This is a genomic window from Mesorhizobium sp. BH1-1-5 (assembly GCF_020165615.1).
Lineage (GTDB): Bacteria > Pseudomonadota > Alphaproteobacteria > Rhizobiales > Rhizobiaceae > Mesorhizobium.
On the sequence record NZ_JAIUIM010000022.1, the window covers coordinates 12664 to 31601 of the forward strand.

The window sequence follows — 18938 nt, forward strand, 5'->3', positions numbered from 1 at the left end:
TGCGACCTTTACCTTGTCGCAGGTTCTGATCGCAAAACCGCTTTGCACTTTTGCGGAACCTGCTCATCAATTCGTGCTTTCCTGCCAGACGCCCTTGGCCTTCAGGCCGTCGGCGACTTCCTTGGGCATGTAGCGCTCGTCATGCTTGGCCAGCACACTGTCGGCGACGAAGACGCCGTCCGGACCGAAGGTGCCTTCGGTGATGACGCCCTGCTCCTCGCGGAAGAGATCGGGCAGGATGCCGGTGTAGGTGACCTTGACCGATTTCTGCTTGTCGGTGACCGAGAAGGCGACGGTGGCGCCCTGGCCGCGCACGATGGTGCCCTTTTCGACCAGGCCACCAAGCCGAATACGCTGTCCCGGCGGCACGCTTGCGGTGGCCAGATCGGCCGGCATGTAGAAATAGGAGGCCTTCTGTCCGAGCGCATAGAAGGTGAGCCCGGTCGCGGCGGCGAGGAAAGCCAGCCCCGCCAGGATCACCGACATCCGCTTCTGCTTGCGCGTCATTGCTTTACTCCGTCGCCGTCACGCCGAGCGAGGCGGCGAAGGCGGCGAATTTCTTGGCTTCTTCACTGTCCGCCCCAAAGGCGGCGACAGCGCGGCCGAGCGCGTCGCGCGCCTGGTCGGCCTTGCCAAGCACGACATAGGAACGGATGAGCCGCATCCATCCTTCCTCGTCGTGGGGATTCTGCTTCAATTTGTCGTCGAGCTCGGCGACCATGGTCTCGATCATTGCCTGCCGATCCTGCGGCGACATCTGCTGGGCGGCTTCCACCTGCTGGGCGTCCGGGCCGTTGGTCGGCGCGGCATCGGCGACCGCCGGGCCGCCTGCTTCCGCCAGCGCCTGCTGGACGGCGTTGCGCCAGGGCGAATCCGGCGGGAGTTGGCCGAGCATCTTTTGCCAGGCGGCGACAGCTTCTGCCTTCCTGCCTTCCTGGGCAAGGCCGACGCCCAAGTAGAAATTCGCCTTGGCGTTGGCCGGATCGAGCTTCAGCGCCGCCTCGAAGGCCTTTTGGGCGTCGGCAGAAACGATGCCGCCGGCGGCGCTGGCGATCGCCTCGCCAAGGCCCGACTGGCGCACGGCGGTGTCGCCGTCGAGGCGGATGGCGTTGCGATAGGCGGTCACGGCATCGGGAAAACGCTGCAGCCGAAGATAGATCGGCGCCAGCACGTCCCAGCCTTTGCCGTCCGACGGATTGGCGGCGAGATGCGCTTCGGCGCGGGCGACAAGCTCGTCGACCGAGGAATCGGCCGGGTTCTTGGCCAGACGTTGGGCCAGCGGCTGCGACGGCAGGTCGGGAGAGCCGAGCATGCCGTAAAGCCCCCAGCTCAGCAGGGGAACCGCAAGCACGGCCACGCTGGCGATCAGTCTGGCGCTGCGCGAGGGCTTCAGCGTTGCCGCGCCCGGTTGCTCAACCGCACCGAGACGCAGGATGCGGCGGCCGATCTCGGCACGCGCCTCCTCGGCCTCGCCCGGCTGGATCAGGCCGCGCGCCATGTCGCGGTCGAGCTCGGAAAGCTGGTCGCGATAGACTTCGAGATCGTGATCGCCGGCCGGCGACGCGCCCTTCATGCCGCCTGTTAGCGGCAACAGCACCGCCAGGCTGGCGCCGAGCGTGAGGATTGCGGCTATGACCCAGAACAGCATGCCTATTCCAATAGCGGCAGAGCCGTGTCCTGCCAACACGACCATCGTGCGACGCTTTGACGGCAGACGCCGTCGACCGCGGGCCTAATTCCGTTCGAAGCCCGTCAGGTCAGCGGCGTCCAGCTGCCATCGGCGTTGCGGCAAGCGGTGCCGCGCGCGGTGACGCCCGCGCCGCTGGTATAGACGGTGTGGGTATACTGGCGGCAATCCTGCGAGCCGACCCGGTAAGGCTGGGCGGCGACGACCTCGCCATAATGCGAGGAGTTGTCGCTCTTCCATGTCACTTTCTGGCCGCTGGTGTTGTACTCCAGCGCCTTGTACTCCGCTTCCAGGCCCTTGCGCTTTTCGGTATCGCTGAGGCCCGAGCCGATCGATCCGCCGATAAGCCCGCCATTCATGGCAGAGACAATGCCGGTCGACACCTTGCCGCCAGTGGGCGGCGTGGAAACAGGCGTGACCGGAGAGGTCGGACCGCTCCTGCCGAGCGTGGTGCAGCCAGAAACGGCGAGCAGGGCGGAAACGAGCGCGACGCGAATCTTCATGCCGACAACCGGTTCTCTTCAGCGGGATGGAACTGGATGGGCTGGGGGCGCGCCATCAGGAAGCTTTCATGGCCATAGTGTTGATATTTGTCGGAAATTTGGCCGTCGGTAGTCGCTCGCAAATCGATAAAAAACATCATTGGAGGCTCCGCAATCTCACCACCGCCCTCAAGCCGCCCATGCCGGACCGTTCCAGCGCCAGCGAGCCTCCATACTCGTTGACGAGGTCGGCGACAATGGCAAGGCCAAGCCCTGTTCCCGGCTTCGTCTCGTCCAGTCTCTTGCCACGCTTCAACACCTCCCGCGCGCTGTCCTCGGGAATGCCCGGGCCGTCATCCTCTATAACGATTTCAAACAGGTTGCCGCTTCCCGAAATAGTGGCGATCGTCACGGCGACGGCGCTTTTTGCCCATTTCATCGCATTGTCGAGCAGATTGCCGAGCAGTTCCTCCAGGTCCTCGCGCTCGCCGGCAAAGACGATCTCCGCCGGCGGCAGCGAAAGCGTCAGCCTTGCTTGCGGGTTGAGCTTCCGCAGCACGCGCACCATGCGCTCGACCAGCGGCGAAACCGGCGTGCGGAAGACGACGCTGTCGCGCTGCGCGGCGACGCGGGCGCGCTGCAGGTAGTGGTCGACCTGCTTCTGCATCGAGGCGGCCTGCTCGGCGATCAGCTGGCCTTTTGCGCCGCCGAGCGCGCGACCCTCATTGATCAGCACGGCCAAAGGCGTCTTCAGCGAATGGGCAAGGTTGCCGACCTGGGTGCGCGAGCGCTCGACGATGCGCCGGTTGTTCTCGATCAGCGCATTGGTCTCGTTGGCCAGCGGCTCGATCTCGGCTGGAAAGCTGCCGTCGAGCCGCTGCGCGGTGCCTTCGCGCACCATGGCCAGCGCATTGCGGACCCGACGCAGGGGCTGCAAGCCCAGCAGGATGGCGATGGCGTTGATGGCGATCATGCCGACGCCGAACAGCGAGAGATAGGTGAGCAGGCGGCGCTGGAAGCTCGCAATCTCCTGCTCGAGCTCGCTGTGGTTGCCCATGACGCGGAAGCGGGCGGCGCGGTTCTTGGCGTCCAGCACGAACTCGCTCTCGAACACTTCGAGCTGCTCGCCCTTGATGCCTTCCATCGAGTAGCTGCGCTGGAAGTTCGAATTGAAGGGTACTTCCGCGACGCTCGGCGACAGGAGCGAGGTCGTCATCGAGGAGGAATGGATTTCGCCATGCACGCCTTCTGAGGCCGGCTCCACCGACCAGTACCAGCCCGAGTTCGGCTCCGAAAAGCGCAGATCGCCAAGGTCGGGCGAACCGGTCAGCGCGCCATTGTCGGAAATGCCGACGGAGCCGATCAGGTTGAACAGATGCGCCGAAAGCAGACTGTCGAAGCCGCGTTCGCTGGCCTGGCGGTAAAGCGTGGTGATGAGGGTGAAGATGACGACCAACGTCAGGATCGCCCAGATGGTCGAAAAAGCGATGACGCGAAAGGTCAGCGAGCGCGGCCAAAGCCGCGGCCTTGAAATCCAAGTTCCCATCGCTGGCTTCAGCGGTTCCGCGTCACGCCTCCGGCTCACGCATGCGATAGCCCATGCCACGCACGGTTTCGATCATATCGATGCCCATCTTCTTGCGAAGCCTGCCGACAAACACCTCGATGGTGTTGGAATCACGGTCGAAATCCTGGTCGTAAAGATGCTCGACCAACTCGGTGCGCGACACCACCTCGCCCATATGGTGCATCAGATAGGCGAGCAGCCGGAACTCGTGCGAGGTGAGTTTGAGCGGCACGCCGTTCACGTCGGCCTTCGACGCCTTGGTGTCCAGGCGCAGCGGCCCGCAGGTGAGTTCAGACGATGCATGGCCCGCCGCGCGGCGGATCAGCGCCCGCACCCGGGCAAGCACCTCCTCGATATGGAAGGGTTTGGTGACATAGTCGTCGGCGCCGGCGTCGATGCCGGCCACCTTGTCGCTCCAGCGGTCGCGTGCGGTCAGGATCAGCACCGGCATCTTGCGGTCGCCGCGGCGCCAACGCTCGACGACGCTGATGCCGTCCATCTGCGGCAGACCGATATCGAGGACCACGGCGTCGTAAGGCTCGGTGTCGCCGAGGAAATGGCCCTCCTCGCCGTCATAGGCACGGTCGACCACATAGCCGGCATCGACCAGCGCATCGGCCAGCTGCCGGTTGAGATCCTTGTCATCCTCGACGACGAGCACGCGCATGGGTTGAAGCCTGTTGTTGGGTCAACGTATAGGCCGATTCCGCCGGCCTGGGAAACGAGGGGTCAGCCCATCGGGACGACGATTTCCGAGCGGCGCGGACGCTGTCCATCCTTACCGGGAACGAGCACGACGATGACGCAGACCTGCTGGCCGCCCCGCGTCGCCTGCGAGGCCTTGGCCAGCGTGCCGCCGTTCTGCGCGGCGACCTGCTGGCCGATGGCGTAGCAATCGCCGGCGGCAAGCACGACCGGCTGGTCGACCGACGGATCGATGACCGGCATTGCCGTCGTCTGCGACGCAAAGAGGCCGGCCGCGGCAAGCGCCAGCACTGCTTTGCGGAGATGAGAGCCAAGATTCTTCATGATCACGGTTCTAACGCATATGGGCTGAACGTGAAATGAACGGTGAACGACCAAAACTCCATGCTCGCCATTCCCCTGCGCGAGACGCCAGGCTTCCCTCAAGCCCGGCCTCGAATTCATAGCCGGAAAATCATTCGATCCGCTACGCTTTCGGCTGCGGATTCTGCGCTCTGTCCTAGCTAGTGTAGAACGGCCTGCTGACCATAGGAGCATGCGATGACGCGCGAGGCCATTGCCGATCTCTATCGGGGCTACATAGCCTGCCTGAACGACCAGGACTGGGACAATCTCGGCCGCTTCGTCGGCGAAGAGGTGCAGTATAATGGCGAGACGATCGGGCTTTCGGGCTATCGCCGCATGCTGGAGGGCGATTTCGAGGCCATTCCCGACCTGCACTTCAACATCGAGCTTCTCGTTGCAGAGCCGCCGCGCGTGGCGGCGCGCCTGCATTTCGACTGCCGGCCCAAGGGGGTGCTGTTCGGCCTGCCGGTCCACGGTAAACGGGTTTTTTTCGCCGAGAACGTTTTCTACGAGTTCCACGACGGCCGCATAAGCGAGGTCTGGTCGGTCATCGACAAAGCCGCCATCCAGGCACAACTTTAACCCGATCAGGCGGCTTCCTGCGTCAGCGCCCGAAAGCGCAGCAGTCCATGGTGGACCGCAAGGTCCTCGTCGTAACGGGCCTCGGCGAATTCCAGCGACAGACGCGTCTGGCCGCGCGAGCCGATGGAAAACGCCGCGCCATCGAGACGCGCCCTGATGCTGTCCATGATGAGGCGTGTCTCGGCCTCGCCCTGGGCTTTCGACCAGATGTGCAAGGTGACCAGCTGGTCACTATCGTCGTCGGCTCCGCTCTCGAGGTCGAAAGCGCTGGTACGGCCGTAGGTGACGTTCGGAAAGGCGGCTTTGTCGTTGGCCTGCTCGAGCAGACCGACGCCGCCGAGCAGCGCCGACAGCGACGCGTCGGTCTTCAGCCTCATAAACAAGGCCTGCATCAAATCGCCAGGCGCCGTCATCTACCGTCCATCGCCAACACATGTCTCCGCGCCGCGGCCCGACAACCTAGCCGCGCTCGCGATCCGATGCCAGATCGCGAATCGTTTTGACTATAACGTGAATGGCGAAGGTCTCGAATTTATTACGTTTTCGTCAAAATCACGACACCGGGGCCGCACCGCCTTCCTCGGTGCGCCTGGCAATGAACTCGTCGAGTACGTCGGCTGTGGCGGCAGCGGAGGCCGGCGGCTGGAAATCGGACAGAATCCGCTTCCAGATGCCGGTCGCGCGCTCCGTCGCGGTCTTCGAGCCGGATTGTGTCCAATTGCCGAAATTCGACCAGTCGGCCACCACCGGCTCGTAGAAGGCGGTGCGGTAGCGCGCCATTGTGTGCGCGGCCGAGAAGAAATGGCCGCCGGGCTGCACTTCGGCGATCGCTTCGAAGCCGATGGCATCGGCGTCGCCCGGCGTCGTGGCGCAAAGCTCGGCGACCGTCTGCAGCGCTTCGATGTCGGTGATCAGCTTTTCCAGGGAAACGCTCAGGCCGCCTTCCAGCCAGCCGGCGGCGTGGATGCAGACGGTGGCGCCGGCAAGCACCGAGCCCCACAGCGCGAATTGCGTCTCGTGTGCCGCCTGTGCATCGGAGACGTTGGCGGCGCTGCCGCCGCCGGAGCGCCACGGCAGGCCTGTGTGGCGGGCGAGTTGTCCCGCCCCAAGCGTCGCCTTGATGTGTTCCGGCGTGCCGAAGGCCGGAGCACCGGACTTCATGTCGACATTGGACGAGAAGGAGCCATAGACCACCGGCGCGCCAGGCCGCACGATCTGCGCGAGCGTCAGGCCGGCCAGCGCCTCTGCATGCTGCAAGGTCAGCGCGCCGGCAACCGTGATGGGCGCCATGGCGCCCGCCAGGCAGAAGGGCGTGATGACCAGGACCTGTCCGGCCTTGGCAAAATCGATGATGCCTTGCGCCATCGGAATATCCAGCTGGCGCGGCGAGTTGGTGTTGATGACGGTGTAGCAATGGGCGCCGGCGCGGAACTCGTCCTGCGAAAGGCCCCGCGCCAGGCGGATCATCTCGAAACCGTCTTCGACCTGCGGCGTGCCGCGCGCGAAGACGAAGGGGAACTTGTCCGAGAGCGTCAGTTGCGCCCGGTTGGCGGCATAGTGGCGGAAACGGTTGTCGATGTCCTGCGGCTCGACGCAGGGCCCGAGCATATGCAGCACGTCGAAGTGCTGAATCAGCTTGATGAATTCCTCGAAGGCGGCAAGCGTGCCCGGCCGGCGGCCGCGCTCGAGATCGGTGACGTTGGGAGCACCGGAGCCGGCCAGGAAGGTCATCGAGCCGAGCTCGAGCATCAGATCGCGGGAGCGGTCGCCGCCAAGGGCGGGAATCGCGCCCGGCGCCGCGGCAAGTGCTGCCTCGACCATATCGCGGCCGATCCTGACCATCTGGCTGTCTTCGTCGACCAATGCGCCGGCCCTGGCGTAGATCGCCCGGGCCTCGGGCAGCAGCACCTTGATGCCGAGCTCTTCCAGAACGCGCAGCGCGGTAGCGTGGATAGCGGCGACCTGGTCGTCGGAAAAGATCGGCTGCGGCAGGAAGGGGTTCTTCAGCGACCGGTAATTGGGATGGCGGCTGGATTCGCTGCCGGCCTCGCCGGTGCGTCCCCGCCGACGCTCGCGCCTGAGATCGCGTGCGGCCTCGTCAATCATGGCGGTTCCTCCTCATTGCCGCATCGCCTTGCCTTCAGCGTCGTAGGGCGAGGCCGCGATGACGCGCGCCGGCCGTTCGACCCCGACAATGTGGACGGAAAGTTCCGTCCCCTCCCCGGCGAAATCGTCATCGAGCAACGCCAGGGCGACGCTCTTGCCGAGCGTGTAGCCGTAGCCGCCGGAAGTGACGAAGCCGACGCGCCGGCCCTTGGACCAGACCGGCTCGAAGCCGCTGGCATCGGCATCGACAGCGTCGACCTCCAGCGTCGCGATGCGTCGCGAAACACCTGCATCGCGCTCCTTGAGCGCCGCTTCGCGGCCGATGAAATCGCCCTTTTCGAAGGCGATGAAGCGGTCGAGCCCAGTCTGGCCGGGCGTGTAGCCTTGCGTGAATTCGCGCGACCAGATGCCGAAACTCTTTTCCAGCCTGAGCGAATTCAATGCGTAGTAGCCGATCTCGGCCAGGCCGAGGTCTTCACCCGCGGCAAGCAGCGTCTCGCGCAGGATCGAATGCATGGTGGCCGGGCAGTTGATCTCGAAGCCGAGTTCGCCGGCAATCGACAGCCGTGCCACCCGGGCACGCACCATGCCGATATCGAGCGCGCCGCAAGCCATGAACGGCAAGGCTGCCGCAGAGACGTCCTGATGCGTGGTGCGTTCGACGATCCGGCGCGCGTTCGGACCGGTCACGAGGAAGCCGGACATGGCGTCCGAGATGTCGGCGATGGAGACGCCTTCGGCGATGTGCGCCTCGAACCAGCGCATGTGGAATTCGCGCAAATAGTAAGAGCCCATGATCCAGTATTCCCCGCCGCCCCAGTTGAGCACGGTGAGGTCGCCCTTGAGCCGACCGTCGGACCCAAGCATCGGCGCCAGCTTCGCGCGGCCGGGCTTCGGCAGCCGGCAGGCGAGCAGCCGGTCGAGCCAGGCCTCTGCGCCGGGGCCCGACACCGCATAGCGCGAGAAGGCCGTGGTATCGATAAGGCCGGCGGCGCGGCGGACCTGCAGCACCTCGTCGCCGACGATGTCGAAAGCGTTGGAGCGCTTCAGCGTCGTCTCCTCGCGGAAACCCATCGGCGCGAAATAGGCCGGGATCTCCAGCCCCCAGGACGCCGTCCATTCCGCGCCGGCCGCGCTCATGCCGTCATAGGCGCCCGGGCGCTTCAGCGGCCGGCCGGCCGGCAGGCGCTCGTTGGGGAAGGTCATGACGAAGCGGCGGGCATAGAACTGGCCCGTGGTTTGCCGCAGATACTCGCGGTTGGCAGCGAAGGCGCCGTAGCGGGCGATGTCCATACCGAAGATGTCGGCTTGCGGCTCGCCATGGATCATCCACTCGGCCAGCGACTTGCCGACGCCGCCGCCCTGGCTGAAGCCGGCCATGACGCCGCAGGCGACCCAGTAGTTCTTCAGCCCCCTGACCGGACCGACCAGTGGATTGCCGTCCGGCGTGAAGGTGAAGGCGCCGTTGACCCATTTGCGGATGCCTGCTTTCGCCAGGCAGGGGAAGCGCTCATAGGCCTTGGTAAGCTCGGGACTGATGCGGTCGATGTCCTCCGGAATGAGCTCGATGCCGTAATCCCAGGGCGCGCCGTCCATGTTCCAGTGCTTCGGGTTCTGCTCGTAGACGCCGAGCAGCACGCCCTTCCGCTCCTGACGCAGATAGGAGAAGCCGTCGAGATCGACGGCCAGGCCGAGTTCCTTGTCGAGGGCGGCGACTTCCGGAATATCCTCGGTGACGAAATAATGGTGCTCCATCGGCGTCACCGGCAGGTCGACGCCGGCCATCAGCCCGACCTGCTTGGCCCACAGGCCGCCGGCATTGACGACATGCTCGGCGACGATCGTGCCCTTTTCGGTCACGACGTCCCAGCCGCCATCGGCGCGTGGCTTCAATTCGACGACGCGATTGCGCAGGATGACGTCGGCACCACGCTTCCTGGCGGCGCCGGCATAGGCATGCGTGGTGCCATAGGGGTCGAGATGGCCCTCGTTGGAATCATAGAGACCGCCGAGCACGCCGTTCACATCGACGATCGGACAGATTTCCTTGATCTCGTCGGGCGTCACCAGCCGCGCCGTCTCGATACCGACCGACTGGAACACCGCCCAGGCCGATTTCAACCACTCCCAGCGCTGCGGGTCGCTTGCCATGTTGACGCCGCCGGTCATGTGCAGGCCGGCATTCTGGCCGGACTCGGCCTCGATCTCGCGATAGAGCTTGATCGTGTAATCCTGCAGCGCCGCGACATTGGGATCGGCGTTGAGCGCATGGAAACCGGCCGCCGCGTGCCAGGTCGAGCCCGCCGTCAGCTCGGCGCGCTCGATGAGCGCCACATCGCTCCAGCCGAACCGCGTGAGATGGTAGAGCACCGAGGCGCCGACCACACCTCCCCCGATGACCACTGCCCGATAATGCGACTTCACGAGCCTCTCCCTCTCGTTGGAGGTTCCAAGATACATGCTCTGTACATATGTGTCTAGACACTTCTGTCCAGAGCTTGCACGCCGCCGCGCGCCGTGTCACTTGTTCGGTCATGACCATGACCGCTCCCCAGGACGAGCCGACACCCGGCAATATCAAGGTGACCCGCGCGGACTGGATCAATCTCGCGCTGCAGACGCTGATTTCCGACGGCATCGAGAGCGTGCGCGTGCTGACGCTCGGACAGAAGCTCGGCGTCTCGCGCTCGAGCTTCTACTGGTATTTCGAAAGCCGGCAGGACCTGCTCGACCAGTTGCTCAAGCGCTGGCACGACACCAACACCACGGCGATCGTCGAGCGGGCGCGCCGGCCGGCCGACACCATCGTCATGGGCGTGATGAACGTGTTCGAGTGCTGGGCCGACGAGCGCCTGTTCGACCCGCGGCTCGATTTCGCCGTCCGCGAATGGGCAAGGCGCTCCGACGACGTGCGGCGCATGATCGACCGGGCCGACGACGAGCGCCTAAGCGCCATTCGCGACATGTACCGCCGGCACGGCTATGAGAGCGAGGACGCCTTCATCCGGGCTCGCGTGCTCTATTACATGCAGATCGGCTATTACGTGCTCGACCTCAAGGAACCGGTCGAGGCGCGCGTCAGCCATCTTGCCGCCTATCTGCGCTCCTTCACCGGGCTGGAGCCGACTGAGGCGGATGTGGCGCATTTCATGCGCTTCATCGCGGCGCGGTGATATAGTCCGCCTTCACGGCCAGGGCGCCCCCATCAACAAAGCTTGTGCTGTTGCTTCGCTGCCCTTGTGAGCAGTGCTAAAATGGTCGATTAGTCTTGCGGGGGTGGCGCTCGGAACTGTCCATGCGGTTTCCGGGCGAAAGTGCGTTGGGGCGGAAGTCTGGAATGACAAGTCCTTCGAAACCAAGCAGGAGAAGAGGCCGGATCGCTTCGGCGCTGCTCGGCGTGGACGCTTGGCTCGACTCCTCGCTCTACGAAATCGGTTTCAAGGCGCGCGAATTCTGGGAAGCGGCGACCATCTTTTCCCGCCGTTTCCGCGTGCATGGCTGGCGTCGCGCCATCATCGAGGTGCTGAGCGAAGGCTTCACCATGGGCGCAGGCGGCTTCGTGGTACTGCTCGCGCTCGCCATGCCCGCCTTCGACATCACCACCGGCGACTGGCGCAACCAGGGTGACTTCGCCGTCACCTTCCTCGACCGCTACGGCAACGAGATCGGCCAGCGCGGCATCATCCAGCGCGATTCCGTGCCGGTCGACGAGATGCCGGACATCGTCATCAAGGCAGTGCTGGCGACCGAGGACCGGCGTTTCTTCGACCATTACGGCATCGATGTGCTGGGCCTGTCGCGCGCGCTCTTCGAGAATATGCGCGCCAATTCGGTGGTCCAGGGCGGCTCCAGCATCACCCAGCAGCTCGCCAAGAATCTCTTCCTGTCCAACGAGCGCACCTTGGAGCGCAAGATCAAGGAAGCCTTCCTTTCGCTTTGGCTGGAAGCGAACCTGTCCAAGAAGGAGATCCTGCAGCTCTATCTCGACCGCGCCTATATGGGCGGCGGCACGTTTGGCATCGAGGCGGCGGCGGACTTCTATTTCGGCAAGAGCGTCAAGGACCTCAGTCTCGCCGAAGCGGCGATGCTGGCCGGCCTGTTCAAGGCGCCGACCAAATACGCCCCGCATATCAACCTGCCGGCGGCGCGCGCGCGCGCCAATGTCGTGCTGTCCAACCTGGTCGACGCCGGTTTCATGACCGAGGGTCAGGTGCTGCAGGCGCGGCTGCATCCGGCCGACGTGGTCGACCGCGGCGAGCAGAAGAGCCCGGATTACTTCCTCGACTGGGCTTTCGACGAGGTGAAGAAGATCGCCAAGCCCGGCCAGCACTCGCTGGTCGCCCACACCACGTTCGACGCGAACATCCAGAAGGCCGCGGAAGAGTCGGTCGAGTTCCATCTCCGGCAATTCGGCAAGGAATACAACGTCACCGAAGGCGCGGTGGTGGTGATCGAGACCAACGGCGCGGTGCGCGCCATCGTCGGCGGCCGCGATTATGGCACCAGCCAGTTCAACCGCGCCACCAAGGCGCTGCGCCAGACTGGCTCCTCCTTCAAGCCCTATGTCTATGCCACCGCGATGGAGCATGGCTTCACGCCGGATTCGGTCGTTTCGGGCGGCGCGATCACCTGGGGCGGCTGGTCGCCGCACAATTACAATGGCGGCTCGGCCGGCAATGTCACGCTGCTCACGGCGATCGCCAAGTCGATCAACACCGTGCCGGTGCGGCTGGCCAAGGATTACCTGGGCATCCCCCCGATCAAGGCGATGGCGGAATCGATGGGCGTCGAATCGCCGCTGGAATCGCACAAGACCATGGTGCTCGGCACATCGGGCATGACGGTGATGGACCAGGCGACCGGCTACAGCGTCTTTGCCCAGAACGGTTTCGTCGGCTCCCGCCACGGCATCACCCAACTCGTCACCCGCACCGGTGAGGTGGTCTATGACTGGGCCAAGGATGCGCCGCCGCCGCATCGCGTGCTGTCGGAAAAGGCGCTGAAATACATGAACACGATGCTGGCGGCGGTGCCGGCGATCGGCACGGCGCGGCGCGCGCAATTGCCCAACATCGTCGTGGCCGGCAAGACAGGCACGACGCAATCCTATCGCGACGCCTGGTTCGTCGGTTTCACCGGCAACTACACGGCCGCCGTCTGGCTCGGCAATGACGACTTCACGGCGACCAACAAGATGACCGGCGGCACGCTGCCGGCGATGGTCTGGCAGCGGCTGATGGTCTACGCGCACCAGAATATCGACCTGAAGCCGATCCCCGGTCTCGATCATCCATGGGTCGATCCGGAGGTCGCGGCCAAGGCAGAGGAAGCGGCGAAGAAGGAAGCCGACGCGGCGGCGGCCCAAGCCGAGGCCGAACGCCCGCCGGTGCTTTCCAGCCGCACCAGCCAGACGCTGCGGGACATGACCAAGGCTTTCCAGGCCGCGCCAGTGCTCGATGCGCCCACTTTGCCGGAGACGCTTTCGGCGCTTTAGAGCATAATCACGAAAAGTGGGAACCGGTTTTCGGATAAGATTATGCTCCAACAAAAAATTGGATCAGGAAGACGTATCAGCGAAACGTCGTCCTGATCCAGCCATCCCTCGCGTGAAGCCGGCTTGCCACGGCACCCCGCGCCGCGATATCCCGGGCAACCTCCTCTGTTTGCGGCTCTCATGCTCAAGAACGCCATCCTGACGCTGCTTTCGCTTGCCATAGCCATCGGGCTTGGCGGCTACAGCGTCTGGTATGCGCTCAATGCGCAGGACGGCGTCGGCGCGATCCGCATCGGCCAGTGGACCGCTTTTCCCGAAGTCGGGACTTTGGCAGCCGACCCCTACTCCAAGGCGCGCGTGGCGCGCGAGGGCGTGCTGGCGCTCGGCCAGGCCGAGGGGCTTGCCTTCGTCGCCGAGCGCGACGACGCGGGCGAGCCGCTGAAACGCGAATGCGCCTATACGATCGAAGGCGGTTATCCCACCGCTCGCTTCTGGACGCTCTATGCCGCCGACCAGTCGCTTGGCGTGATCGACACCGGCAAGCCGAGGCAATCGGCGCTGCAATCCTACGAAGTGCTGCGCCGGCCCGACAATTCCGTCGTCATTTCCGTCGGCAGCCGCCCGGCTCCCGGCAACTGGCTGCTGATCGGCGGCTCCGGCAAGATGTATTTCGTGCTGACCTTCTATGACACGCCGATCGCGTCCAGCACCGGCCTCTCGGACGTCACGCTGCCGCGCATCCTGAAGGCTCGCTGCAATGCGTAGCCTGCTGCACGCCCTGATCCTCGGCCTGCTCGGCGCCGGCATCGTGCACATCGCGGTGCTGTTCCTGGTGCCGGAATTTTCCGAACGCGATGCCTGGTCGCGGCTGGCGATGGCTTCGGACCTCTACAAGATGACGCGGCTCGACGCCGAGGCCGGCGGCGCGCCGGTGGTGAAATCGGTCGATCCGCTGTTTTATGCCGCCGCCTGCCGCTTCGACCTCGCCGACGGGCTGGTCAGGATCAGGGCGCCGGGCGACGTGCCGTTCTGGTCGGCCTCGGTCTACGACCGCAACGGCCACAACATCTATTCCTTCAACGATCACAACGCCAATGGCGAGAAGCTCGATGCCGTGGTGCTGACACCGGCGCAGATGATCGATGTGCGTCGCGACCTTCCGGAGGATCTGCAGGGCGCGATCTTCGTCGAGGCGCCGATCGAGGAAGGCATCTTCGTCGTCCGCGCCTTCGTGCCGGACGAGAGCTGGAAGCCGATCGTGTCACGCTTCCTCGAGCAGAGCGCCTGCGAATTGCAGGACTACTGAGAAAGGCGAGCCGATCAGTGATGCGGCCTGGCAGGTGGCGGAGAGCCTGGCCTGTCGGAGCCGCTGTCGCGCGGCCGGGCCTCATCGGCCTGCGGACGCAACTCATAGCGCACGCCGGGGAAAATGATGACCGCCGCCGCCGTAGTGGTGTCGTGACTTGCTCGATTTACAGATGCCGCTCGCGGCACAAAAGACAGGACCATGCCCATGGTTCGCGCATTCCCTCTCGGTTTCCCCGGAGCACAACGCAACGCCTCCAAAGTTGATTAAGGGGCGTAGAGGGTTAACGGAGCGCTAACGGATCGCGGCTAATTTGATGTTTGTTTTCCTGAAGATGCGAAACCGGCCCGGCCGGATTGCGTGGGTTCAGGGTTGTGTCGAGTATCGGGCGTATCCTCCGTGTCATCTTCGGATTTTAGGCAAATCGCTATCCGGACCGAAGCGGGAAAGGCCGAAAGGCTGTTCCGCGCCGCCGTGTCGGCCTTCTGCTCGCTGACGCGCCCCTCGCGTCGCGAGATCGCCCAGCTCGAAGACCTGACGCTGCCGCTGTTCGACGAGGTCTCGGTCGAGTCGCGCCGCTATGTCGCCGCCGCCCTTTCCGAATGCGAATATGCGCCGACAGCCTTGGTGCGGCGGCTGGCCGAAGAGCCGGTCGAGATCGCAGCACCCCTGCTCACCCGCTCCAACGCGCTCAGTGATATCGACCTCATCGCGCTGATCGGCCGGCACGGGCTGCCGCACGCGCGCGCCATTGCGCGCCGCAAGGAGCTCAACCCGACGATCGCCGATCTGATACGCGCGCTGGAAAGGCCGACGCTGGTCAAGACGCGGCCACCCGAGACGGTAACGAAGCTCACGCCGAAACCGGAGCCTGTGGCCGAGGCGGATGCCGACAGCCCCGCGACTGGCCAGGCAACGGAGAACGCGCGGCGCCGCCTGCGGTCGATGATGCGCCCGACCGGTGACACGTCCGACGCCAACACCTTCCTCGGCCAGCCGGCCTATGTGAAGTTGCGCGAGACGGCGCTGACCGGCAACGCGGTTTTCTTCCAGACCGCGCTTGCCGATGCGTTGGAGATCGACTTCGCAACGGCCCGCTCGGTGACCGGACAGTCAGGTTATGCCGCCCTGCTTGCGGCGCTGCGCGCCCTCGACCTCAGCGAAGACAGGGCCTTCCTGATCGCGGTCGCGGTCTATCCCGGCGAGTTCCCGCATCCGCAGGCGATCCGCCTGTTCCTCGACCGCTACCGGCTGCTGCACCGCGAGGCGGCGCTGGACAAGGTACGCGCCTGGAAGGCCGAGACCCTTTCACGAGCGATCCGCGGCAATGCTCCCGATGCGGTGGACATCGAGAGCCGCGAAGCCTCGAACAACGACGCGGCGAGCGCCGGCCTCAAGGCCTCCTGACGCGATTATTCCGCCTTCACGGAAAGAAGCTCTTCGACGGGAACCGTCCCGCCCTCGATCTCGACCACCCAGATGTCGGGATCGAATTTCTTCTCCCGCTCCAGCCGCGCATCGAAGGACGAGCCATCGTCGCTCGTACCAAGCACGCCGAAGAAGCGCTCATCGGGCTTGGCCGAATCGTAGCTCGTCTGCGGCGCCGGCCCGTAGAGGACCACCTCTCCCATCCGCCCGCGCGAGAGCACGAAGACCGCGCCCGCCTCGGTCGCGCCCCGCTTGACGACAGCGGCAAAGCCGCCGGCGCCGAACACACGGCGGACAAGGGCCGAAACCCAGAGATCGGTGGTTACGCGCATTGGATGTTTCCGGATGGCATGCGCGGTTCCTTACAGCAAGGATGAAGGAACCGAAACGATCGGACGCCGCCGCTCAGTTGGTCAGGCCGATCTCGCGCATCTTGACATAGACGGCTTCGTCCGGCTCGCCGGTTTCGGGCAGACCGAAGAGAGCCTGGAATTCCTTGATCGCGGATTTGGTGCGGGCGCCGACCTTGCCGTCGAGCTGCATGTCGTTGTTGCCGAAGGCCTTGAGGCCGGCCTGGATCCTGACGATGCGGGCGTCGGGAGACAATGTGGGGTCATCGGCAGGCGCCGAGACCGGAATGACCGATGGCTTGGCGGACGGCGCGGCGGCTGCCGCGTCGGTCGGGCGCGGCACCGGATGCGGGATCGCCGCAGTCGTCTGGCGGGCGCCGAGCTGGTCGAGCAGCGCCGTGTCGATCTCGCCCGAGCCCGGCAGCCCGACTTTCAGCTGATAGGCCTGGATGGCCTTGCGGGTGGCCGGTCCGGTGAGACCATCGACCGTGCCGTCATAGAAGCTGAGGTCCTTCAGGATGCCCTGCACCTGCTGGACGACCGGATCCGGCTTGGGCGCGGGCTGCGCCGGCGCCTGGCGCACGATGTTGATGGTGGTTTCCGGCTCGTCGGAGACGGTGTGCGGGAAATTCACGATGCTTCGGGTGGCGAAGAAGGCGCTCGTATGCGGAAAAGGCTGATACCAGAGCGCGTTGGCCGAGACATAGAACAGCGTCACCAGGAAGGCGGTCGAACCGCCGACCAGAACCGGATTGCTCGCGATCAGCTGACCGACGGCCACCGCGCCCTCGGCAAGGACCCCACGCTCGGGTTCGACGACCTTAGGCCGTTTTGCGGAGCGAGCCATTGCTGTCCCCATCTGCATCCCCCTTCGGCTTGGCCGCCGGCATGGCCAGCACGCCGGAAGGCGCACCGGAACGCCGCTTCGGCCCGTTCACCGGCAGGCCGATCGTCACCGTGGTGCCCTCACCCGGCGCGCTCTCGATCGACATCGTGCCTTCGTGCAGCGCCACGAGGCCCTTGACCAGCGACAGGCCGAGCCCGGTCCCCTCGAAACGGCGCGTGTAGTCGTTCTGTATCTGCATGAACGGCTTGCCGAGATTAGCCATGTCCTCCTCGGCGATGCCGATGCCGGTGTCGCTCACCCAGAAATGCAGGCGCGAGCCGACGCGCTTGGCGCCGATCACCACCGAGCCGCCATCGGGCGTGAATTTCACCGCGTTCGAGGCGAGATTGATCAGTATCTGCTGAATGGCACGGCGGTCGGCGTTGATCTCGCCCGCGTCCGGGGCGATCTGCGTGGCAAGAATTATGCTCTTGGCGTCGGCCAGCGGCCGCATCATCGAGCGGCACATGTCGACGGCCTCGACAAAGCGGAACGGCTCCAGCTCGGTCGCATAGGCGCCGGCCTCGATGCGCGAGACGTCGAGGATCGAGGTGACGACGGACAGGAGATGCTGACCGGACTCCCTGACCAGGCCGACATATTCCTTCTGGCGCGGATCCCTGAAGGCACCGAACATCTCATGCAGCAGCATGTCGGAAAAGCCGATGATGGCGTTGAGCGGCGTGCGCAGCTCGTGGCTGACCACCGCCAGGAAACGCCCCTTGGCCACTTCGGCTGCCGCGGCGGCTTCCTTCGCTTCCGCAAGCTCCTCGCGCAGCGCCGCGACATCGTCGTTTTCGCGCAGGACCAGGGTGAAGACGTCGCGGTCGACCTCGCCGCGCAGCAGCTCGAGGCTGAACGGGCGGAAATTGTCGGCCGCGCTCGAACCCTCGCGCGGCAAGCGGATGCGCAGATCGAGCCGGCGCTTCGGCGCCCCCTCGCGCATGTCGGCCAAAGCGGTGAGATAGGCGACGCGGTCGGAAAGATGGACGCGGTCGAAAAGGCCGTTGCCGAGCAGGAGCTCCGGCGCCAATTTGAGGGTCGAACGCGCCCTGGCGGAGGCGTCGAGTACTTCGCCCTGGCGGCCGGCGCGCAGCACGACAGCGTCGATGACGTCTTCGAGGCGATCGCCGCCAGGCTCCGCCAACCGCAAGCCGGCCGGGTTGGCGAAGGCGGCGGCTCGCGGCAACAGCGTCAGCGCCCAGGCCAACGGCAGCAGCCAATGCCAGGTGGCGATTTCGCCCAGCGGCAGGAACTGCCCGGCAAAGGGCTGCAGCACGATAGCGGCAAGCGCCGAAAGCGCCCCCGACAGCGCGGCGCGCCGCGACCCTGAGACCCACCAGGTTTCAACAGGCAAAGCGACGGCAAGAAGTGCGACCGGCGAGGCCAATCCCCCCGCCGCGGCAATAGCGCCGGCAAGGGTGAGGCCGCCCAGTGCGACCGCCATGCGGCCGGCGAGCGCCATGCGGCCGGTGGCAGCCACCAGAAGCGCCGCGAACCAGCACAGGCCGAAAGCGGCAAAGATTGCGGCTACCGTGACGGCCGCGCCGAGGCTTGCGGTGACGAGCGTGACCGCGGCGCCCGCGGCAAGGAAGGGCGCGGCGAGCATGACGCCGATGAAGCGACGCTGGCGCACGCGTTCGGCCTCACCCGTGACGGTCGGGTGGACCATGCGCTCGCAGCCGGCGGCAACCGCGCCAGGCAATTGAACGTATCTGGCTGAAATCGAACTCAACGCACGCGTACCCGGTGGTAAAAAACGCCCTGCCTGGCAGGTGACTCATCAATCGACTTGAAACTCGCATTCAGCGTTTAAGGAATGGATAAGGCTGGCCGAGCCGGCGACCCGCCCAAGGCAAATATTGTGGTGCCGGCCCCGCAAAGCACCGCGAGTTGGCGCCATGGTAAACGGCGGGTTAGCCGCAGGGCCTGTGCCAAAACGGACCGAAACTTGACCCGGCTAACGTGCCATGGCGATAAAATCATTTGATATCAAAAGG

The 18938-nt window shown here is 65.2% G+C and carries 19 protein-coding genes; 6 read left to right on the forward strand and 13 right to left on the reverse strand.

Features of this window, described 5'->3' with window-relative positions; all coding sequences use genetic code 11:
- Nucleotides 1-66: 66 nt before the first annotated feature.
- From ccmE to LB572_RS25300, 7 genes are all read right to left on the reverse strand, one after another.
- Nucleotides 67-507: a cytochrome c maturation protein CcmE gene (gene ccmE / locus LB572_RS25270; RefSeq protein WP_224669651.1), complete on the reverse strand. Its 441-nt coding sequence runs from the start codon at nt 505-507 to the stop codon at nt 67-69.
- 4 nt (nt 508-511) lie between these two features.
- Complete coding sequence (gene ccmI / locus LB572_RS25275; RefSeq protein WP_224669652.1) at nt 512-1648, reverse strand: c-type cytochrome biogenesis protein CcmI; 1137 nt, start codon at nt 1646-1648, stop codon at nt 512-514.
- Nucleotides 1649-1752: 104 nt separating this feature from the next.
- On the reverse strand, nt 1753-2190 hold the full coding sequence (locus tag LB572_RS25280) for a hypothetical protein (RefSeq protein WP_140807900.1): 438 nt from the start codon (nt 2188-2190) through the stop codon (nt 1753-1755).
- The gene (locus LB572_RS25285) at nt 2187-2330 is read right to left on the reverse strand and encodes a hypothetical protein (protein ID WP_224669653.1); all 144 of its coding nucleotides are present in this window, start codon (nt 2328-2330) and stop codon (nt 2187-2189) included. The genes LB572_RS25280 and LB572_RS25285 overlap by 4 nt, the downstream gene beginning before the upstream one ends.
- Complete coding sequence (locus LB572_RS25290; RefSeq protein ID WP_181179783.1) at nt 2327-3715, reverse strand: ATP-binding protein; 1389 nt, start codon at nt 3713-3715, stop codon at nt 2327-2329. The genes LB572_RS25285 and LB572_RS25290 overlap by 4 nt, the downstream gene beginning before the upstream one ends.
- 22 nt (nt 3716-3737) lie before the next feature.
- A complete protein-coding gene (locus tag LB572_RS25295) occupies nt 3738-4403 on the reverse strand; it encodes a response regulator transcription factor (RefSeq protein ID WP_027164846.1) in 666 nt (221 codons plus the stop codon).
- Between the two features lie 62 nt (nt 4404-4465).
- Nucleotides 4466-4765, reverse strand: a complete 300-nt coding sequence (locus tag LB572_RS25300; RefSeq protein ID WP_140807903.1) for a hypothetical protein — start codon at nt 4763-4765, stop codon at nt 4466-4468.
- Nucleotides 4766-4981: 216 nt separating this feature from the next.
- On the opposite strand from LB572_RS25300, the gene LB572_RS25305 reads away from it, so the two are divergent.
- Nucleotides 4982-5368, forward strand: a complete 387-nt coding sequence (locus LB572_RS25305) for an ester cyclase (protein ID WP_224669654.1) — start codon at nt 4982-4984, stop codon at nt 5366-5368.
- Nucleotides 5369-5373: 5 nt separating this feature from the next.
- On the opposite strand, the gene LB572_RS25310 is transcribed toward LB572_RS25305, so the two are convergent.
- The 3 genes from LB572_RS25310 to LB572_RS25320 all read right to left on the reverse strand — a co-directional run bounded on the left by LB572_RS25310 (nt 5374) and on the right by LB572_RS25320 (nt 9898).
- Complete coding sequence (locus LB572_RS25310) at nt 5374-5760, reverse strand: DUF3168 domain-containing protein (protein ID WP_224669655.1); 387 nt, start codon at nt 5758-5760, stop codon at nt 5374-5376.
- A gap of 160 nt (nt 5761-5920) precedes the next feature.
- A complete protein-coding gene (locus LB572_RS25315; RefSeq protein ID WP_224669656.1) occupies nt 5921-7474 on the reverse strand; it encodes a trimethylamine methyltransferase family protein in 1554 nt (517 codons plus the stop codon).
- 12 nt (nt 7475-7486) lie between these two features.
- Nucleotides 7487-9898, reverse strand: a complete 2412-nt coding sequence (locus tag LB572_RS25320) for a GcvT family protein (RefSeq protein WP_224669657.1) — start codon at nt 9896-9898, stop codon at nt 7487-7489.
- Nucleotides 9899-10008: 110 nt separating this feature from the next.
- On the opposite strand from LB572_RS25320, the gene LB572_RS25325 reads away from it, so the two are divergent.
- The 5 genes from LB572_RS25325 (at nt 10009) to LB572_RS25345 (ending at nt 15681) form a co-directional block, all read left to right on the forward strand.
- The gene (locus LB572_RS25325) at nt 10009-10647 is read left to right on the forward strand and encodes a TetR/AcrR family transcriptional regulator (RefSeq protein WP_140807910.1); all 639 of its coding nucleotides are present in this window, start codon (nt 10009-10011) and stop codon (nt 10645-10647) included.
- Between the two features lie 164 nt (nt 10648-10811).
- Nucleotides 10812-12968, forward strand: a complete 2157-nt coding sequence (locus LB572_RS25330) for a transglycosylase domain-containing protein (RefSeq protein WP_224669658.1) — start codon at nt 10812-10814, stop codon at nt 12966-12968.
- Between the two features lie 180 nt (nt 12969-13148).
- Nucleotides 13149-13733 carry a DUF1214 domain-containing protein gene (locus LB572_RS25335; RefSeq protein ID WP_224669659.1) on the forward strand — a complete coding sequence of 195 codons (585 nt, stop codon included), beginning with the start codon at nt 13149-13151 and terminating at the stop codon, nt 13731-13733.
- Entirely contained in the window at nt 13726-14274 is a 549-nt protein-coding gene (locus tag LB572_RS25340) for a DUF1254 domain-containing protein (RefSeq protein WP_140806851.1), read from the forward strand. The genes LB572_RS25335 and LB572_RS25340 overlap by 8 nt, the downstream gene beginning before the upstream one ends.
- A gap of 399 nt (nt 14275-14673) precedes the next feature.
- On the forward strand, nt 14674-15681 hold the full coding sequence (locus LB572_RS25345) for a DUF2336 domain-containing protein (protein ID WP_224669660.1): 1008 nt from the start codon (nt 14674-14676) through the stop codon (nt 15679-15681).
- Between the two features lie 5 nt (nt 15682-15686).
- On the opposite strand, the gene LB572_RS25350 is transcribed toward LB572_RS25345, so the two are convergent.
- The 3 genes from LB572_RS25350 to LB572_RS25360 form a co-directional block, all read right to left on the reverse strand.
- The gene (locus LB572_RS25350) at nt 15687-16034 is read right to left on the reverse strand and encodes a DUF1491 family protein (protein ID WP_140806848.1); all 348 of its coding nucleotides are present in this window, start codon (nt 16032-16034) and stop codon (nt 15687-15689) included.
- Nucleotides 16035-16107: 73 nt separating this feature from the next.
- Nucleotides 16108-16899, reverse strand: coding sequence for a peptidoglycan-binding protein (locus LB572_RS25355; RefSeq protein ID WP_224669661.1), 792 nt, complete (start codon nt 16897-16899; stop codon nt 16108-16110).
- On the reverse strand, nt 16874-18610 hold the full coding sequence (locus tag LB572_RS25360) for a sensor histidine kinase (protein ID WP_224669721.1): 1737 nt from the start codon (nt 18608-18610) through the stop codon (nt 16874-16876). Before LB572_RS25360 ends, LB572_RS25355 begins: the two co-directional genes overlap by 26 nt.
- Nucleotides 18611-18938 lie beyond the last annotated feature (328 nt).

Bases quoted from the DNA above. Each gene is read 5' to 3' on its own strand.
- ccmE (WP_224669651.1), bottom strand. From the start codon at position 507: ATGACGCGCAAGCAGAAGCGGATGTCGGTGATCCTGGCGGGGCTGGCT.
- ccmI (WP_224669652.1), bottom strand. From the start codon at position 1,648: ATGCTGTTCTGGGTCATAGCCGCAATCCTCACGCTCGGCGCCAGCCTG.
- LB572_RS25280 (WP_140807900.1), bottom strand. From the start codon at position 2,190: ATGAAGATTCGCGTCGCGCTCGTTTCCGCCCTGCTCGCCGTTTCTGGC.
- LB572_RS25285 (WP_224669653.1), bottom strand. From the start codon at position 2,330: ATGATGTTTTTTATCGATTTGCGAGCGACTACCGACGGCCAAATTTCC.
- LB572_RS25290 (WP_181179783.1), bottom strand. From the start codon at position 3,715: ATGGGAACTTGGATTTCAAGGCCGCGGCTTTGGCCGCGCTCGCTGACC.
- LB572_RS25295 (WP_027164846.1), bottom strand. From the start codon at position 4,403: ATGCGCGTGCTCGTCGTCGAGGATGACAAGGATCTCAACCGGCAGCTG.
- LB572_RS25300 (WP_140807903.1), bottom strand. From the start codon at position 4,765: ATGAAGAATCTTGGCTCTCATCTCCGCAAAGCAGTGCTGGCGCTTGCC.
- LB572_RS25305 (WP_224669654.1), top strand. From the start codon at position 4,982: ATGACGCGCGAGGCCATTGCCGATCTCTATCGGGGCTACATAGCCTGC.
- LB572_RS25310 (WP_224669655.1), bottom strand. From the start codon at position 5,760: ATGCAGGCCTTGTTTATGAGGCTGAAGACCGACGCGTCGCTGTCGGCG.
- LB572_RS25315 (WP_224669656.1), bottom strand. From the start codon at position 7,474: ATGATTGACGAGGCCGCACGCGATCTCAGGCGCGAGCGTCGGCGGGGA.
- LB572_RS25325 (WP_140807910.1), top strand. From the start codon at position 10,009: ATGACCATGACCGCTCCCCAGGACGAGCCGACACCCGGCAATATCAAG.
- LB572_RS25330 (WP_224669658.1), top strand. From the start codon at position 10,812: ATGACAAGTCCTTCGAAACCAAGCAGGAGAAGAGGCCGGATCGCTTCG.
- LB572_RS25335 (WP_224669659.1), top strand. From the start codon at position 13,149: ATGCTCAAGAACGCCATCCTGACGCTGCTTTCGCTTGCCATAGCCATC.
- LB572_RS25340 (WP_140806851.1), top strand. From the start codon at position 13,726: ATGCGTAGCCTGCTGCACGCCCTGATCCTCGGCCTGCTCGGCGCCGGC.
- LB572_RS25350 (WP_140806848.1), bottom strand. From the start codon at position 16,034: ATGCGCGTAACCACCGATCTCTGGGTTTCGGCCCTTGTCCGCCGTGTG.
- LB572_RS25355 (WP_224669661.1), bottom strand. From the start codon at position 16,899: ATGGCTCGCTCCGCAAAACGGCCTAAGGTCGTCGAACCCGAGCGTGGG.
- LB572_RS25360 (WP_224669721.1), bottom strand. From the start codon at position 18,610: ATGGTCCACCCGACCGTCACGGGTGAGGCCGAACGCGTGCGCCAGCGT.